Below are 18,491 nucleotides of genomic sequence, written 5' to 3' on the forward strand. Positions count from 1 at the left end.
TCTCACCCCTGATGTTCTGGAGGCTACCTGTGATGAAACGCTTACGAGTGATTGGTCTCGGCGCGGTGATTGCCCTTATCCTGGCCATTGCCGGCCAGACGCTGGCTGGCGCCGGCCAGCAGGCGGCGCCGGCCAAGCCGGCAGGCTCGCCGTTCGACACGCTCCATTTCCGTGCCATCGGCCCCGCGTCGATGTCCGGCCGCATCGCCGATGTCGCCGTCTACGAGGCCAACCCCGCAATCTACTACGTGGGCGCGTCGCATGGCGGCGTGTGGAAGACCACCAACAACGGCACGACGTTCGAAGCCCAGTTCCAGGATCAGGGCCTGATGTCGATTGGCGATGTCACCGTGTCTCAGAGCAACCCGGACCTGGTCTGGGTCGGTACCGGCGAATCGAACAATCGCCAGAGCGGCTCGTGGGGTGACGGCGTCTACAGGTCGACCGACGGCGGGAAGACGTGGGTCAACATGGGGCTGCGCACGTCGCGGCACATCAACCGCATCCTCATCGATCCGCGCGATAACAACACCGTGTTTGTGGCGGCCACCGGAAGCTTGTGGGGCCCGGGTGGCGAGCGCGGCGTGTACAAGACGACGGACGCCGGCAAGACGTGGAAGCAGGTGCTGAAGGTCGACGACGACACCGGCGCGAACGACCTGGCAATGGACGCGGCCAACAGCAGGATCCTGTACGCGTCGATGTATCAGCGTCGCCGCACGGCGTGCTGCATGAACGGCGGTGGCCCGGGCAGTGGCCTCTTCAAGTCGACTGATGGCGGAGAGACCTGGACAAAGGCGAAGGGCGGCTTGCCCGAGGGCGCATTGGGACGCATCGCGCTTGATGTCTACCGACGCCGGCCCAACATCCTCTATGCCCTGATCGAGGGCCCCTCGCCGGCGGGCGGTGGACGCGGAGCCGGTGGTGGGGGTGGTACCGGAGCGCAGGCTGGCACTCCCGCCGGGGCGCCGCCTGGCGCGGCGGGTGGCCCGCCTTCGCCTGCGGCTACGGCGGGGCAAGCCGGCGAGGAAGGTCCCGGCCCGCAGGCTGGAGGCGGTGGCGGCGGACGCGGCATGGCCACGGGCGTCAACACCGCCACGGCGACCGGCCTCTACCGCTCGGATGACAGCGGGGCGACGTGGCGCAAGGTCAATAACGTCAACCCGCGGCCGATGTACTTCAGCCAGGTCCGCATCGACCCGAACGATCCCGACGTGCTGTTCCTCGGTGGCGTCGACCTGCATTTGTCGACCGACGGCGGAAAGACCGTCAACACGGCCGCCGCGTCGCGCATCCACTCGGATCATCACGCGATCTGGATCGATCCCTTGAATTCCAGTCACGTCCTGATTGGCAACGACGGCGGCCTGGCCGTGTCGTACGACGCGTCGAAGACATGGAATTTCCTGCCGAACCTGCCCGTCGGGCTCTTCTATCACGTGAGCTTCGACATGGCGATCCCGTACAACGTGTGCGGCGGCATGCAGGACAACTACGACTGGTGCGGACCGAGCGCCGTGCGCGGCAACGCCGGCATCGCCAATCATCACTGGGCCACGGTCCAGGGCGGCGACGGCTTCGTCGTGCTGCAGGACCCGACCGACCCGCGCGTGATTTACAGCGAGTCGCAGGATGGCAACATCGTGCGCATCGATCGGGTGACATTCGAGTCGATGCAGATTCGGCCGCAGGCCGCGCCAGGCGAGCCCCCGCTGCGCTGGCAGTGGGACACGCCGGTCACGTTGTCGCCCCACGACCCGAAGGTCGTCTACGCGCCGGCCAACAGGGTGTGGCGCTCGAACGACAAGGGCCTCACCTTCACCGCCATCAGCCCCGATCTGACCAGCGGCGCGAGCCGTGACGACATCGTGACGATGGGCGTGAAGGGCAGCGAGATTACGATTTCGAGAAACGACGGCATCGTGGCATGGCCGACGATCACCACGTTCGCGGAGTCGCCGAAGAAGGCGGGCCTGCTCTACGTGGGCACCGACGACGGGCGGCTCGCTGTCACGAAGGATGCCGGCAAGGCGTGGGCGCAGGTCATCGACAAGGTGCCTGGCCTGCCCAAGGGCATCTACGTGTCGAAGGTCGCACCGTCGCGGTTCGACGAGAACACGGTCTACGCGACGTTTGACGGCCACCGCCAGAACGACTTCGAGACGTACATCTACGCGAGCAACGACGCCGGACAAACGTGGCGGTCGGCGAACGCCAACCTGAAAGGCGAAGTGGCGCGGACGCTGACCGAAGATTTGAAGAACCCGGACGTGCTGTATCTCGGCACGGAGACCGGTTTGTTCGTGTCGATCGATCGCGCGAAAAGCTGGATGCGCATCAGGTCGAATTTTCCCACCGTGCGGGTTGACGAGATTACGCTGCACCCGCGCGACAACGCGATGCTGATTGCGACGCACGGGCGGGCGATCTGGATTCTCGATCATCTCGAGCCTATCCAGGAGTTGGCGGCGGCACAGGCCGCGGCAGCCGACGCCAAGCTGTTCACACCGCCGCCGTTCTCAATGTACCGGCGGCCGGCCAGTGATCGCAACTATGAGTTCTGGGGCGATCAAACGTTCTTTGGCGAGAACCCGCCGCCGGCGGCGGTCATCTCCTGGTTCCTCAAGAAGCAGGCCGGCGACGTGAAGTTGAAGATCACGGATGCGGCCGGCAAGGACGTGCGTGAAATCTCCGGGCAGGTCCTCGCCAACAGCAACAAGCCGGGCATGCAGGCGGCGTGCTGGGATCTGCGCGTGCAGCCGCTCCCGGCGACGGCGGCTGATGCGGGTGGCCGTGGCGGCCGGGGTGGTGGCGGCGGCGGTGGTGGCCAGGGCGGCGCTGGCGGCGCGGCTGTGCAGAACCCCTTCGGCGCAGGCTGCAGCTCGGGCGGCCGGGGCGGTGGCGGCGGATTCGGGGGGGGAGGCGGCAACCCAGGCCCGTTCGTGCCTGCCGGCACGTACACCGTGGCGCTGGTGGTTGACGGCAAGACCGTCGAAAGCAAGCCGTTGAAGGTGACGTCGGATCCAGAAGTCGCCGTGTCGGTGATCGAGCGCAAGAAGATGTTCGATATGGCAATGGAGATGCACGAACTCCAGCGCGTCGCCAACGACGCGAGCACTGCGCTCCGGCCGCTCAGCACGCGCGCCGGAGAGTTGGCGAAAGAGATCGCCGGCCGCACCGACGTGCCGGCCGACGTCAAGGCCTCATTCGAGGCGTTCAATAAGGATCTGACGGCGCTCATGCCAAAATTCGCCGCGGGTGGCGGACGCGGTGGCGGTGGTGGCGGAGGAGGCGGCGCAGCAGCCGTGACGCCGACGCCAAGCCTGGTGGCGCGCATCACGCAGGCCAAAAACGCGCTGATGGCGACGATGCCCCTCAACGATGCGGCGCAGAAGGCCTATACCGAATCCAAGGTGCAGTTCCCGAAGACGATGGCCGAGGTCAATGCGCTGATTGCCAAAGCGGCCACGCTCAGCAAGACGCTGGCGACCTACAAACTGAAGCTCGACGTGCCGGAGCCCATCAAGATACCGGCGCCGGCGAAGAAGTAACCCACCTGTACATGGCAGGCGGCGGGGCATTCGGGTCCCGCCGCCTGTCGGTCTCAGCGTTTCCCGCCGTCGTCAGTTCTCTTCAATCGCCTTCGGTGTTCTCGCGGTGCTCTTCGGCAGCACGGGCGGCTTGATGTACTCGGGATCGATCGTCCCGGTGAGCGCCTTCAGGAAATCCGTGATCTCCTTGACCTGCTGGTCGCTCAGGGTCGTCCCCAACTGATACTCCCCCATCTCGCGGATGGCCTGCGGGAGGCTCGCGGTCTTACCGTCGTGGAAGTACGGCCCGGTCTTCTCGACATTCCGCAGCGACGGGACCTTGAACATGGCGCGATCCAACTCGGCGTGCGTCACCTTCATGCGCCCCGGGTCGGTCGATCGCGTAAACGCCTTCACGACGCCCATCCGCTGGTACGTCGTGCCCCCAAGCAGTGCACCCGTGTGGCATCCTGAGCAACCGGAATCCACAAACGTACGGAAACCGATCTTTTCTTCAGGCGTCAACGCGTTCTGATCGCCCTTCAGCAGCGCGTCCCACCGCGATGGCGTCTTCAACTTCCGCTCGAATGCGCCAATCGCTTTCGCCATGTTGTCGTAGGTGACGGGCTTCTTGTCGTTGGGGAATGCGCGTGTGAACGCATCGACGTATTCCGGCATCGACTCGAGCACGGCGACGACGTTCGCCTCGGCGGGCATCGCCATTTCGACCGGGTTCAGCACCGGTCCCTTGGCCTGCGCTTCGACATCGGCGGCGCGGCCGTCCCAGAATTGTACGAAGTGAGCCGCCGCGTTGTACACCGTCGGCGAGTTGCGATCGCCTTTCTGTCCCTTGTGGCCATTCGACGTCGGCTCGCCGTCCACGCCGTACTTCGCCAGATCGTGGCAGGTATTGCAGGAGATCTTCTGGTTCTTTGACAGGCGCGGCTCGAAGAACAACATGCGCCCCAGCCGCACCTGGTCGTTCGACGCAACCCCCTGCAACGCGGGCATCGCGTCGGGCAGCGGCGGGAACGCCTTCAGCATGGCCGGTTCGATGATGGCCTGAGGCCGGGCCGAAGGTGGCGGGGCCTCCTTCGTGCAAGCGACAGTCATGGCCGCCAGCACAGGCAACAGCACTATCGTGGTCCGTATTGATCTACGCATCGTGTTCCTCCGTAGGGGGACAATACCGTCCATCAACATGGGGCCAGGCCCCGAGAAAATTGGGTCAGACCCATTTTCTCATTTCAGTCTCATTTTCCAGGGTCGTTTTCCGGTCACTTGTTGCAGTTTTTGCAACATCCCCACCCGACACCTCTTGGTGCTGTCCTCAATCGAGGACGGGTTGAAAGATGGTTCGTCAGGCGATCACGCGGAGCGCGCCGGGGCGGACGGCGACCTCGAAGCGGTTCTCCTCGCAGACCAGTTCGCCGTCGGCCGCAAACGGCAGACGATGCTCGCAGGTGATGACCGCGCGGTCGGTGCGCACGACGCGCAGCACACCGTCCGGCACGCGCCATCCATTCGCGAGGCACAGGAAGGCCCAATGGAGGCGTGCACGAGACATCGCTTCGATGCAGGCGATCTCGAGCTGGCCATCGGCCATGTCGGAGTCGATTGGCACGTCCATCCCGCCGCCCAGCAGCGTGGTGTTGGTGACAAACGCGCCGTAGATCGACCGGGGCTCTGATGCGTGATCTAAGGTTTCGACGGCCACGCGCTCCAGGCGCGAACCACGACTGAGAAGCGCGTTCAGACCGGCGATCCGATAGGACCATCCGCCGAGCGCACGCATGACGGGCCTGGTCCAGGACCCCGGCCGGAGCAGTCGGTCGAACGCTAGGGTGGCTTCGGCTGCCAGACCAAGCACGCCGACGGTGCAGAAGAGGCGATGGTTGACGGCGATCAGGTCAACCGTGCGAATCTGTCCGTCGAGGATCCGGGCGGCTGCGCCGGCCGGAGCGACTGGTAGATGCAGCGCGCGCGCGAAGTCGTTGCCCGTTCCAAGCGGCAGCAGACCAATCGGCACGGCCGACCCCTCGATGGCGTTGATCACCCGGTGCAGAGTGCCATCACCCCCGGCGACGATCACCGCTTCGCAGGACGCAGCGGCGGCTTTCGCGGCCGCGTGTAGTCCTTCGACACTCGATGGCGCGACAATCTCGACGCGATAGCGTTGCTCCAGCGTGTGCGCGACATCTGCGATCGCCGCGCGGTCATGTGTCGAGCGTGCGGCGGGATTGACCAGCACCACTATGCGGTCATCGGTGTGCAGAGAAAGCCCGTTGGCGGGATTTGCCGGGGGTGAAGTCACGGCACAGCATAGTGCTTCGACTCGCAAGTACGGTTGCGTTTTCTTGTAAGGCGATCCGATCAAACATGCTCGCTCAGCACGATGTCCTGAGTGAGTGAATTCGTTGCCGAATTCATGAATCGAAGGGCATAGCTCGGCCAGCGCGGCGTGCGCCAGATGGCCAGCGAACTCAGCCCGTCATTCCCGCGAACGCGGGAATTCACGACTGGACCCCGGCTTTCGCCGGGGTGACAAAGACCTGCTCCATGCGGAGCCGTCGCTTGACGCCCGCCGCCCACGGGGGAACAATGGGGCCGGTCCCCGTGGAGGTTGCCTTATGTCGCGACGCTCACGGCCCCTGATCATCGCTCTTCTCCTTCTCCCTCTCATTGCGGTGCTCGCGTGTGGCGGTTCTCAGCCGCCCGCTGAAAAGCCGGCGCCGGCGTCGGGCCCGCCACCCAAACCAATCACCGAGCTGACCAAGGAAATGCACGAACAGCTCGGCAAGGTGACCATCGTCCAGCAGGCCGTGATCCGGGGTGATCTGGAGACGGCGGCCGTGCCGGCCAAATGGATGGCCGACCATCAGGCGGTGGCGGGGTTCCCGGCCGAGACCGCTTCCTATGTGGCCGACATGAAGAAGTTCGCGGCCAACGTGGCCGGAGCCAAGGACATCAAGGGCGCCGCGACGGCGACAACGATGATGATCTCGTACTGTGGCGGCTGTCATGTGGCCGCGAAGGTCAAGCCTGCGTTTCCCGACCTGCCGAAACCCACCTGGACCAAGGGCGCGGCCGCGCACATGCTCGAGCACCAATGGGCGGTCGACCTGATGTATCAGGGACTGGCTGGACCATCTGACGAGCTCTGGAAGAAGGGCGTCGATGCGCTCAAAGCCGCGCCGCTCTCGGCAGCAGATCTGCCAAGGGACTCGAGCCTCACCACGGAGATCGTGGCCAACGAGAAGAAGATCCACGAGCAGGCCGACAAGGCACTGAAGACGATAGACATGGGCTCGCGAGTGGCGCTCTACAGCGAGGTGCTGGGCGAGTGCGCCTCCTGTCACAGCCTGCACGGCCGGGTGTGGGGCCCGGGGCTGCCTATTGGCAAGTAGGGACCCTGCACCGGTAAGAGTGGACTCGTCAGTCGCGGCGTGAAGGTGGAGCCTGGCGCTTGGCGCAACCTCGCCAGCCCCCTCTGGCCCCCGGTTGCGCCTGCAAAATTGGGCAATACACCCTTCTTGAATTCCCTTCTTGAATTCCCTTGACACCTGTGAATCGGCGTGGATACTTAACCCCACCGCTTGTCATCTGTACGTCTCTGCCCCCCCGCGAGGGGGAAATCGAGGAGGAAAGCCCCCATGAGAACACGCGTCTCTCGGATCCTGGGTGCAGTCGCACTGGTCGCCGTGCTTCTGCTCTCGAGTGCCCCGGCCTTCGCGCAAGGCGGAACGACTAACACCATTTCCGGCGTCGTCGTCGACTCGGGCGGTGGCGTTATTCCCGGTGCGGACGTCGTCGTCAAGCACAACGCCACAAATGTCACCCAGTCCAAGGTGACCAACTCTGAAGGCGTGTTCACGTTTTCGAACCTGAACATCGGCACCTACACGGTGACGGTGAGCCTGAGCGGGTTCAAGACGTTCGTGACCAACGATGTGGTCCTGACGTCGACAGCCCCGGCGAGCGTGAAAGCCACGCTGACCGTTGGCGGCATAGAAGAAACCGTGATGGTGCAGTCCACCGCCGAGATCATCCAGACGCAGTCGACGACGATCTCGTCGACGGTCAACATTAAACAGATTACGCAATTGCCGCTCACCACGCGCAGCGTGATGGACTTCGTCACGTTACTGCCGGGCGTCTCGACGCCGGGCGGCAATCGGAGTTCAACGGTCAACGGCCTGCCTCAGGGGATGATCAACATCACGCTCGACGGCGTGAACATCCAGGACAACACGCTGCGAAGCACCGATGGGTTCTTCTCCATTGTCGCTCCGCGGCTGGACGCGGTTGAGGAGGTGTCGGTGACGACGGCGGGGCAGGGGGCGGACTCGGCCCAGGGCGCGGTGCAGATCAAGTTCGTCACGAGATCGGGCTCGAACCTGTTCACCGGGAGCCTCTACGAGTACCGCCGCCAGGACAGCATGATCGCGAACACGTGGTTCAACATTCGCGACAAGGTGGCGAAGGCGAAGCTCAAGAGTGATCAGTACGGCGGGCGCGTGGGCGGCCCGATCATGATTCCGGGGCTGTTCGACGGTCGCAACAAGGCCTTCTTCTTCTTCAACATGGAAAAGACGACGTCACCGAGCGACGTCACGCGGAACCGCACGCTCCTGAACACCCAGGCGCAGCAGGGCATCTACGCGTTTGCGGGGGGGCAACTCGATGTGCTGGCGCTCGCGGCGGCCAACGGACAGGTCTCCACGGTCGATCCGATCATCAAGCAACTGCTGATTGACATCCGAAGTTCGACGGCGGGCGGATCTCTCACCGATCTCGACACGAACACGCAGCGATTCACCTACAACGTGCCCGTCGTATCGAACCGGATGTACCCGACGGTCCGCGTCGACTACAACATCACGAACCGGCACCGGTTCACCAGCTCGTTCAATTACCAGAAGTTCACCGACTACCCGGATACCCTCAATAGCCGCGACGCGAATTGGCCGGGGTTCCCCGTGTCGGCCGGCCAGACGTCGATCCGTCTGAGTTTGAGCAACTCGATTCAGTCGACGCTGCGCAACAACCTCATGAACGAGGTGCGCGTCGGGCTGAGCAGTGCGCCCGTGAAGTTCTTCGACGAATTGACGACCTCGATGTGGAAAGGCACGACCATCGCCAACCAGAACGGCTTCCAGCTGAACCTCGGCACGGTCGGACAGGGGCTGACCGGCCCGAGCGCTGCGCCGTCGCCGCAGTCGCGCAATGCGAAGCAACTGGCCATCGAGGACACGGTGACGTGGCTCAAGGGATCGCACAGCATTACGGGGGGCCTGTCGTTCACGCAGTACACGTACTGGCAGAAGATGTCGGCGCTGGTGCCGAGCATGAACTTCGGCCTGGTGACCGGCGACCCGGCTGAGAACATGATCACCTCGGCCATGGTCGGCGGCTCGTCGACCAACCAGACGGCGGCGAACCAGTTGTATTCCCTGTTGACCGGTCGCGTCTCGGCGATCACTGGCGACGCCCGAATCAACGAGGCCACTGACAAATACGACTACATGGGCGTGGGCACCGAGCGGGCGCGGATGAACGAGATGGGCTTCTACGTTCAGGATGCCTGGCGTGTGAAGCCGAATCTCACGGCAAACTTGGGAGTGAGGTACGACCTGCAGTTCCCGTTCTTCCCGATGAACAACGCCTACTCGATCGCCACGATGGCTGACTTCTGCGGGATCTCTGGCATGGACTCGTCGGGGAACTGCAACCTGTTCAACCCGAACGTGCAGTCCGGAAAGGTGCCGCAGTTCTATCAGTACACGGCAGGCACGAAGGGGTACCAGACCCAGTACAAGAACATCTCGCCCAGCCTCGGTGTCGCCTGGACCATTGGTGGAGGCTCGGGCCTGCTCAAGGCGCTGTTCGGCAACGAGGGAGACAGCGTGATCCGCGTTGGAGCCTCCCGCGCGTACAGCCGAAGCGGGATGAACGACTTCACGGGCCGATTCGCTGGAAACCCTGGCCTCACCATTCCCGCCAGCCGTTCGCAGTCGCTCGGCAATCTCGGCACGCTACCCCTGCTGTTCCGCGACCCGTCCGGCCTCGGTGCGCCGGCGGTCCTGGCAGCACCCGTCTATCCGATGACGACAGATGTTACCGGCCAGATCAGGGTATTCGACCAGAACATCAAGGTGCCCTATGCCGATTCGTACAGCTTCGGCATCTCGCGGGCGATCACCAAGACCATGGCCGTCGAGGTCCGCTACGTCGGCACCCGGTCGCGACTCGGCTGGGCCAACCTCAGCTACAACGAGGTCGACATCTTCGAGAACGGCTTCCTCAACGAGTTCAGATTGGCACAGGCCAACCTGCAGGCGAATATCGCGGCGGGCCGCGGCGCCAACTTCAAGTACTTTGGCGCCGGTACCGGCACCTCGCCGCTGCCGATCATGCTGGCGTACTTCGCGGGAGTCTCACAGGCCAATGCGTCGAATGCGGCGCTCTATACCTCGACGAACTTCAGCTCGTCGACCTACGTCAACCCGCTGGCGACGTACAACCCGAACCCGTTCACCGTCGCCCAGGCGCTCGTTCTGAATTCCACGACGCGGGCCAACGGTGTGACAGCCGGTCTGCCGCGGAATTTCTTCGTGATGAACCCCGACCTGCTCGGAACGAGTTCCACAACGGTCGGCGGATCGAGCTTCACGACGAACCAAGTCAGCACCGACTTCAACGGGTTGCAGGTCGAACTGCGCAGACGGTATTCGGGCGGCCTGCAGTTCGCGGCCAGCTATGCCTTCGGGCGGGGGTGGACCTCGAACTTCAGGACGCTGCGACAGCCGGTGTTCATGGTCCGCCGCGTGGGCGCGACCGGCGACGTGGATCACTCCTTCAAGCTGAATGCTGTCTACGACATGCCCTTCGGCCAGGGACGGCGCTTTTTGGGCAACGCCGGCGGCCTGCTCGAGCGAATCGTCGGGGGGTGGTCGGTCGGCTTGACGTCCCGCGTGCAGAGCGGGTATCTGGTCGACCTGGGCAACGTGCGCCTGATGGGCGGGTTGACGGCGGATGAAGTGCAAAGCCTGTTCAAGATCCGCATCGATCCGACGACCCAGAAGGTCTACATGCTCCCGCAGGACATCATCGACCAGACCGTCAAGGCCTTCAGCGTGAGCGCCACGACGGCGACGGGCTACGGCACGCTTGGGGCGCCGAGCGGCAAGTACTTCGCGCCGGCCAACGGCCCGGATTGCATCGAAATCGACAACGGGGCCGGCTACGGCGGGTGCCCCGGAACGACGCGATCGCTCGCTTTGCGCGGTCCGTGGTTCTCGCAAAGCGACCTCAGCGTCGCCAAGCGCATCCGCGTGGTGGGCCGCGTGAACGTCGAGCTGCGCGCCGAGATTCTAAACCTCTTCAACAAGGTCAACTACGTGCCGACCAACTACCTCGGCAACCAGGCGGCGAGCTTTGAAGTCACGTCGCTGACCGGCACCAACACGTCGCGCACGGCCCAGTTCGTGGGGCGCTTCTCCTGGTAGGCGAGTCGAATCGCCGCCTCACACCGCCGGAGAGTCGTTCGCGGCCTCCGGCGGGACGTCCCGACCAGCCAGACCGGCCCCGTGTCTGGTGATGCGCGGGTGAGTTGACAGAAGGCCTCCGGATCGTGGTGATCCGGAGGCCTTTTGCATTTTTCCTGGTCGAGCATCCCGGCAGGCAGAGAGATGGCATGGTCGCGTCGAGGTGAAGGCACGACCCTTGGGCGGCAACTGTGAACCAGATTGCAGAGGCCGGCCTGTCCGGCCTAGCCTATGAAACACCGGTTGGAGTGCTGCGCGATCGCACCGTTCGCCGAACAGCGACACTTGGAAGTTCCGCGGGCGTTCAGAGCGACGACTCGAGGCAGTTCCAGCAGGGCGAACGTGCGTAGCCACAAGAGCGTATATGGCGCATTTCTTCGTGTATTGCTTGGGAATTATCGATGCTGAAGCCGAAACCAGAGCCGAGCACGGCGAGGCGTGGTGGTTCGTCATCGTCGACGTCGTCGCCGCGCTCACCGATTCGGCCAATCCCTCCGGCTACCTCAAGGACATGCGACGTCGCGAGCCGGTCTTGGGCGAGGTTCTCACGGGAGGGGGGCAATTTGTCCCCCCCCTTGGCTTCAAGGTCGCGACCGAGGGCGGGACTCAGAAAGTCCTGTGCTGGCACACGGATAGGAGATATCCATGCCCCACAACGCTCCGCCGCAATCCAGCCTCATCCTCTACCAGACGGAAGACGGCCGCACGCGCATCGAGTGCCGCTTCCAGGACGACACGATCTGGCTGACGCAGGCGCTCATCGCCGAACTGTTCCAGGTTGTCGTGCCGACCGTGAACGAGCACCTGAAAGGCATCTTCGCCGAGCTCTCGCGGAGCAGGAATATGAGCGGTTTGCTGCCCGACGCCGCGCCAGCCTCGAAGACGAGGCGGAGGCTGATACGTTCAAGCAACTCGAAAACGCGGTAAAGACACTGCCGGCCATGAAGAAAAGCAAGCGCCCAAAGCCATAAACGAAGACGAGGCGAGAACAGATGAAAGTCGCGACCTGGAATGTGAACGGCATCCGCGCCCGTGAGGCGCAGGTGCAGGAGTGGCTCGAGCGCGAGCAGCCGGATGTGGTCTGCCTGCAGGAACTGAAGGCTGCCCGCGAGCAGGTTCCCGCCGGCCTCCAGCAACTCGACGGCTACTGGGGCTACTGGCACGGTGCCGCCGCGTACTCGGGCGTCGCCCTGCTCGTGCGGAAGGCCTGCTGCCGGCAGCCGCCTGAGTTCACCCATCCCGAATTCGATCACGAGACGCGCATCGTCTCGGCCGATATCGGCCCGTTTGTCGTCTCATCAATCTACGTCCCAAACGGGGGCAAGGACTTCGCCGCCAAGGTCCATTTCCTCGAAGCGCTGGCCGGCTACACGCATCATTACGCGGCTGATGGCCGCGCGATCGTACTGTGTGGCGACATGAACGTGGCCCGCACGGACATGGACGTCCATCCCAAGGAGCGCAAGCCTGGTGCGATCGGCCAGTCGCCGCAAGAACGCGACCTGTTCGAGCGCGTCATCGGTCATGGACTCGTCGACCTTGGCCGCTCACTCGATCCCACCAACGCCGACCTGTTCACGTGGTGGCCGCCGTGGCGGAACATGCGGCAGAGGAACATCGGCTGGCGGCTCGACTACGTGCTCGCCAGCGAGAGCGTGGCCAGCCGCGCCACCTCGTGCCCGTCGTTCCGCGAGATCGGGACGAGCGACCATGCGCCCGTCGTCGCCACTATTGACGGGTCGTGACGAGATGACGCTCTGGTAAAATAGGGCCAATCAAGCCCCGGAGGCGAGTCGTGCGCGTGGCCTGTGTCCCCGGCATCGTGTCGATCTGTATGACCGCGGCAGCGGCCGCCTTCGCGCAGGCGCCCCCGGCGCGCGCGGTTACCGCGGCGCACGTGACCGTCGAACTCCTCTGTGCCGCCGAACGGCCGGTCGCCGGTCAGCAGGCGATGGGTTTGCAGTTCACGCTCGAGCCAGGGTGGCACATCTACTGGCAGAATCCCGGTGACTCGGGCACTCCGCCCGACACGCAGTGGCAGTTGCCCGCTGGCGTCTGGGCCTCGCCCGTCGAGTGGCCTCTTCCCGAGCGCATAGACGAAGCGGGGTCGGTCAACTACGGCTATCGCGGCCACGTCGTGCTGCCGTTCACACTGACGATCGCGCCCAGTGCCGCTGGCGCGCCGCTGGCGGTCCGGGCGGCCGTGCAATGGCTGGTCTGCCGCGACATGTGCGTGGCGGGCAAGGCGGCCCTGGAGCTGAAGTTTCCCCTCGTCTCAGCCGATCGGGCCCGTGTGGGCGAATGGGAGCTTCTGATCGCCCACGCGAAGCGTCAGGTGCCGCAACCCGCGCCGTCGTCATGGAAGGCGACCGCCAAGGCCTCCGGCGACGCGTTCGTCGTGGACATCATCACGGGACGATCCGAGCAGAGCGGCACGATCTTTCCGCTCGACGTCAGCCAGGTTGACGATGGCGCACCACAAGGACAGGAATCTTTGCCGGCCGGTGTCAGGTTCACGTTGCGCAAATCGCAGCAGTTGGTTAAAGATCCCGCTACGCTGCGTCTTGTCGTCGCGCTGGATGGTGGGCGGGCTGGCATCATTGAGGTGCCGCTGGTCCGTTAAGGTGGTTTCGACATTGAGAACGGGTTTTGAAGGCGGTTCGAGGCACAAGGAGTTGGACATGCGGAAGACGACCATCTGGGTTCTGGCTCTGGCGCTTGCTCTGGTGACCGTCGCACTGACGATACACGCAGCGAAGGTCGGCGACCCGGCGCCGGCCTTCACCGCGACCGACACCAAGGGCAAGACCCACACGCTGTCGGCGTTCAAGGGCAAGTGGGTTGTGCTCGAGTGGCACAACAACGGATGCCCGTACGTGAAGCGACACTACGCCGGTAACATGCAGAAACTCCAGCGGGACTGGACGGCGAAGGGGGTGGTCTGGTTGACGGTGATTTCGTCGGCACCCGGCACGCAGGGCTATGTCACGGCTGCCGAAGCCGAGACTTACGCGAAAGAGGTGAAGGCGGCGCCGACGGCCATCCTGCTCGATCCGAAGGGTGATCTCGGTCATTTGTACGAGGCCAAGACGACACCGCACATGTATGTCATCAATCCGCAGGGCGTCCTGGTCTATAACGGCGCGATTGACAACAAGCCGTCCACCAATCCGGCCGACACTGCCACGGCCACCAACTACGTGTCCGCGGCGTTGACGGAAGGGTTGGCAGGTAAGCCCATCACCACGTCGACATCCCGTCCGTACGGGTGTTCCGTGAAGTACGCGCAGATCGAGTAGCGGCCACCCGTTTCGCACATTCGTCATTCTGGCGAATGCCGGAATCCAGTGCAGGGCACGCTGGCTGCTCCCCGCCGGGTGCGCCTTTCGGAGGTCTCGCGTGCTCACATCGATTGTCTCTCGCCAATGGCTGCTCGGTGCGCTGACGGCCGCATTGGTGGCCGTTGCGGGGTGGGTGATTCCCTTCCACGCGCAGTCAACCGAACCCCTGATCTACACAGACGCGGCCGCGCCGATCGAGCGACGCGTGAGCGATCTGGTGGGCCGCATGACGCTCCAGGAGAAGGTCTCCCAGTTGGTCCACGACGCGAAGGCAATCAACCGGCTTGGCGTGCCGGCCTACAACTGGTGGAACGAGGGGCTGCACGGCGTGGCCCGCGCAGGGCGGGCCACGGTGTTTCCCCAGGCCATCGGTCTGGCGGCGATGTGGGACACGGCGCTCATGCGCGAGGTCGCGACGGCGATTTCCGACGAAGCCCGCGCCAAGCACCACGAGTTCGTGCGCCGCGGCCAGCGCGGCATCTACGAGGGCCTGACCTTCTGGTCGCCCAACATCAACATCTTCCGCGATCCCCGCTGGGGCCGCGGGATGGAGACCTACGGCGAGGATCCCTATCTGGTGGGCCGACTGGCGGTTGAGTTCGTCAGGGGTCTTCAGGGGGACGACCCGAAGTACTTGAAGACGGTCGCGACACCCAAGCACTTTGCCGTGCACAGCGGACCTGAGTCGGATCGCCACACGTTCGACGCGACGGTCGACGAACGCGACTTGCGCGAGACCTACCTGCCGCAGTTCGAGATGGCCGTGCGCGAGGGCGGCGCGCTTTCGGTGATGTGCGCCTACAACCGCTACCTGGGCGTTCCCGCGTGCGCCAGTCCGCTGCTGCTCGACCAGGTGTTGCGCAAGGAATGGGGGTTTGCCGGCTACGTCGTGTCGGACTGCGGCGCCATCGACGACATCTACCAGACGCACAAGCTTGTCAAGACGGCGGCAGAGGCGGCGGCCATGGGCGTGCGGGGCGGCTGCGATCTGAGTTGCGGCGACACGTACAAATCACTGGTCGAATCCGTCAAGCTCGGGCTCATCACCGAAGCCGACATCGACGTGGCGGTGCGGCGATTGTTCACGATCCGCTTCAGGCTCGGCATGTTCGATCCGCCAGCATCGGTGCCGTACGCGCAGATTCCATATGCGACCGTCGACAGCCCGGCACACCGGAGGCTGGCGCTTCAGGCGGCGCGCAAGTCGATCGTCCTGCTCAAGAACGAGGGCCAACTGCTTCCGCTCAAGGCCGGATACAAGACGATCGCTGTCATCGGGCCAAACGCAGACGATGAGGAGGTGCTGCTGGGAAACTACAACGGGACGCCCACCAGCGCGGTGACGCCGCTGCAGGGGATCAGGGCCAGGCTGGGATCCTCGGCTCGCGTCCTGTTTGAACAGGGCACCGACTGGGCCGACAACCTCCCTTCGTTCGAGGTCATTCCTTCGAGCGCCCTGCGCACGACATCCGGGGGCCGCACGGTTCCGGGCCTGACAGGCGCCTACTTCAACATCCGCGGGCAGAGCACCTCAGCGTCGTGGCAGTCGTCGACACTCACGTTTCCGGCACTCGGTGACACAGCTGTGTTGACGCGGGTCGATCCCCGGATCGACTTCCGCTGGCTCGATCGATCGCCCGATCCGCAATTGCCGGATGACGGCTTTGCCGTCAGGTGGACCGGCGAGCTTGTCGCGCCAGAGACGGGCACGTATCAACTGGGCGGCGTCGGCCTCAGTGGATTCCGCATCTACCTGGATGACGAACTGGTGGTCGAATACCGGGGCAATCACGAATCGAACAAGAAGGCCAAAGCCGTGCTGCTCGAAGCCGGGCATGCCTACCGGCTGCGCATCGAGTATTTCAACCGCCACGCCGATGCGCGGTTCCAGTTGTTCTGGTCACGACCCGTGCGACGGCTCGAAGAAAAGGCGCTCGCTGCCGCCCGCCAGGCCGATCTGATTGTCGCTGTGATGGGACTCTCGCCGCGGCTCGAGGGCGAACAGATGGACGTGCCGGTCGAGGGTTTCAAGGGCGGCGATCGCGTCGATCTCGGCTTGCCCAATGCGCAGGATCGCTTGCTGCACGCGCTGGCGGGGCTTGGCAAGCCCCTCGTCCTCGTCCTGCTCAACGGCAGCGCGCTGGCGTGCCCGTGGGCGGTCGAACACGTGCCCGCGATCGTCGAGGCCTGGTATCCGGGCCAGGCGGCGGGGACAGCACTCTCTGACGTGCTGGCGGGCGATTACAACCCGGCAGGCCGTCTGCCGGTGACGGTCTACTCGTCGGCGACGCAACTGCCGCCGTTCAACGACTACGCGATGAAGAACCGAACGTACCGGTACTTCACGGGCGAGCCGCTGTTTCCCTTCGGGTTCGGCTTGAGCTATACGACGTTTGCCTACCGGAACCTTGTGATTCCGGCGCAGGCGCTGGCCGGCCAACCCGTGGCCGTGTCGGTCGACGTCGAGAACACCGGCACTCGCGCCGGCGAGGAAGTGGTCCAACTCTACGTGACCGATGTCGCCGCCACGGTGCCCGTGCCCATCCGATCACTTCAGGGTTTCGAGCGCATCACGCTCAAGCCTGGCGAGCAGCGGACGGTCAGGTTCACTCTGGCGCCGCGTCAACTGTCGCTCGTCGACAAGAACATGCAACGGGTCATCGAACCTGGTGTTTTCGAGATCGCGGTCGGGGGAAAACAGCCGGGGTTCAAGGGCCGGGCCGACGCGGCGACGACGCAGGTGGTGACGGGACGGTTTGAAGTCACGGGGAGCACGTACTCCGTCAGATGACGTTCGGCTGACCCGTTTCCGCCGGCCCCTTTAGTACACGAACTCCCGGATGTCGTACGTGGCGAATTTCGGTCCGGACTCGTCGAAGCGGAGTCCGGCCCGAATCGCTTCGCGCTGCGTGCGCCTGGCTTCGGGTGAGAGCGATTGGATCGCCTCACGTTCCGCGATGCGCGGGTATGCCGTGCTCGCGATTTCGACGAGGTCGCTGAAGTAGATCAGATCTCCCTCACCCAATTGCATCTGGTTAACGACCGCAACGGTGTCGGCCACGTGGCCGGTCGCGAATCGCTCACCGCCAAGCCCGGTCATCACGATGACGCCGACCTGCACACCGGCACCTTTGATTCGGCGCACGGTATCAACTGCGTCGGCAGCACGCCCGGGTTTCCGAATGAAGGCGAGCAGCGGATCGTGGCCAGACTCGAGGCCGATATACACGCGCCGCAGGCCAAGGTGGCTGAGCAGCCGGTATTCGTCGGCGGTCTTCCTGGTGCCCGTGAACCCATCCACAAACGCGCACACGCCACGGGGGATGGCGTCCAATTCCTCAACCAATGTCTCAAAAATGGGTACGATCGTCGCCATCGGCACCGCCAGCGCGTTGGCCGCTCCGAGAAAGATACCGCGCGATCGCAGGTTGATCGACGCGCCGAGGTACCGTCGCACCTCCTCCACGTGCGCGCGGAACTGGTCCGGCGATTTCACGTGGTAGCCGTCATGATAGAGGTCGCAGAACGTGCACGTGTTGAAGGAGCAGCCGTCGGTCGCCTGCACGACCAGTGACAGGTACTGATCGGGCGGCAGGATGCCCACCGGTCGATACACCGTCGCAAAGCGACCGGCGTCGCTGCGCGCCTGCGCCGCATCACACTGCGCGCACAGTTGCAGGTGAGATACGACCAGTTGGGCAACGACTGACTCGACTGGTCCCGCCCATCGCCACGCTGGTGTCGTGACGGCATCGGCAGTCTCGCGCGCGAATGTGGCCGCGCCATCAACGACCGCGTCCGCCCCGGCCGGCGTCAGCCACATCCGCGAGCGGGACGCGCCACTCCCCCGCTTCTCCAACACCTCCCCGCTCAATCCCCTCCGCCACGTCACGTCATCCTGGTAGACGCAGTAGAGACGCCCGCCGAGATCCCATGAGACCACGTGCGTCTCGTCGCGGCTGACGGCCAGCGAGTGCGGTTTGAGGCTGATGATGAAGGAGGACGATGCGTGTGTCGCGCGCAGAACCATGTGTGGGTCCAGTATAGACGCGCGTGGCGGGATGAACGCGAAT

General features: G+C 64.4%; 10 protein-coding genes and 1 pseudogene. 8 read left to right on the forward strand and 3 right to left on the reverse strand.

The features are described from left to right. Positions 1-32 precede the first annotated feature (32 nt). A complete protein-coding gene (locus NT151_01895; protein MCX6537679.1) occupies positions 33-3,551 on the forward strand; it encodes a hypothetical protein in 3,519 nt (1,172 codons plus the stop codon). A gap of 72 nt (positions 3,552-3,623) precedes the next feature. On the opposite strand, the gene NT151_01900 is transcribed toward NT151_01895, so the two are convergent. Both NT151_01900 and NT151_01905 read right to left on the reverse strand, forming a co-directional pair. Further along, positions 3,624-4,694, reverse strand: a complete 1,071-nt coding sequence (locus tag NT151_01900) for a cytochrome-c peroxidase (GenBank protein MCX6537680.1) — start codon at positions 4,692-4,694, stop codon at positions 3,624-3,626. 196 nt (positions 4,695-4,890) lie between these two features. After that, positions 4,891-5,844 carry a diacylglycerol kinase family protein gene (locus NT151_01905; protein MCX6537681.1) on the reverse strand — a complete coding sequence of 318 codons (954 nt, stop codon included), beginning with the start codon at positions 5,842-5,844 and terminating at the stop codon, positions 4,891-4,893. Positions 5,845-6,160: 316 nt separating this feature from the next. On the opposite strand from NT151_01905, the gene NT151_01910 reads away from it, so the two are divergent. The 7 genes and pseudogenes from NT151_01910 to NT151_01940 all read left to right on the forward strand — a co-directional run bounded on the left by NT151_01910 (position 6,161) and on the right by NT151_01940 (position 17,209). Then, positions 6,161-6,937 (forward strand): hypothetical protein, encoded by a 777-nt coding sequence (locus NT151_01910; protein MCX6537682.1) that lies wholly within the window; start codon positions 6,161-6,163, stop codon positions 6,935-6,937. 246 nt (positions 6,938-7,183) lie between these two features. Beyond that, complete coding sequence (locus NT151_01915; protein ID MCX6537683.1) at positions 7,184-11,038, forward strand: TonB-dependent receptor; 3,855 nt, start codon at positions 7,184-7,186, stop codon at positions 11,036-11,038. Between the two features lie 684 nt (positions 11,039-11,722). Then, positions 11,723-11,902 (forward strand): annotated as a pseudogene (locus NT151_01920) (hydroxyacid dehydrogenase). Between the two features lie 167 nt (positions 11,903-12,069). Further along, positions 12,070-12,822 (forward strand): exodeoxyribonuclease III, encoded by a 753-nt coding sequence (locus tag NT151_01925; protein MCX6537684.1) that lies wholly within the window; start codon positions 12,070-12,072, stop codon positions 12,820-12,822. Positions 12,823-12,872: 50 nt separating this feature from the next. Next, positions 12,873-13,700, forward strand: coding sequence for a protein-disulfide reductase DsbD family protein (locus tag NT151_01930; GenBank protein ID MCX6537685.1), 828 nt, complete (start codon positions 12,873-12,875; stop codon positions 13,698-13,700). 58 nt (positions 13,701-13,758) lie between these two features. Next, positions 13,759-14,376 (forward strand): thioredoxin family protein, encoded by a 618-nt coding sequence (locus NT151_01935; GenBank protein MCX6537686.1) that lies wholly within the window; start codon positions 13,759-13,761, stop codon positions 14,374-14,376. 100 nt (positions 14,377-14,476) lie between these two features. Beyond that, a complete protein-coding gene (locus NT151_01940) occupies positions 14,477-17,209 on the forward strand; it encodes a glycoside hydrolase family 3 C-terminal domain-containing protein (protein ID MCX6537687.1) in 2,733 nt (910 codons plus the stop codon). A gap of 30 nt (positions 17,210-17,239) precedes the next feature. Here the strand turns inward: NT151_01940 and NT151_01945 are convergent, their stop codons facing one another. Further along, positions 17,240-18,448 carry a radical SAM protein gene (locus NT151_01945; protein ID MCX6537688.1) on the reverse strand — a complete coding sequence of 403 codons (1,209 nt, stop codon included), beginning with the start codon at positions 18,446-18,448 and terminating at the stop codon, positions 17,240-17,242. Positions 18,449-18,491 lie beyond the last annotated feature (43 nt).

This window comes from Acidobacteriota bacterium, assembly GCA_026393675.1.
Lineage (GTDB): Bacteria > Acidobacteriota > Vicinamibacteria > Vicinamibacterales > JAKQTR01 > JBAXOX01.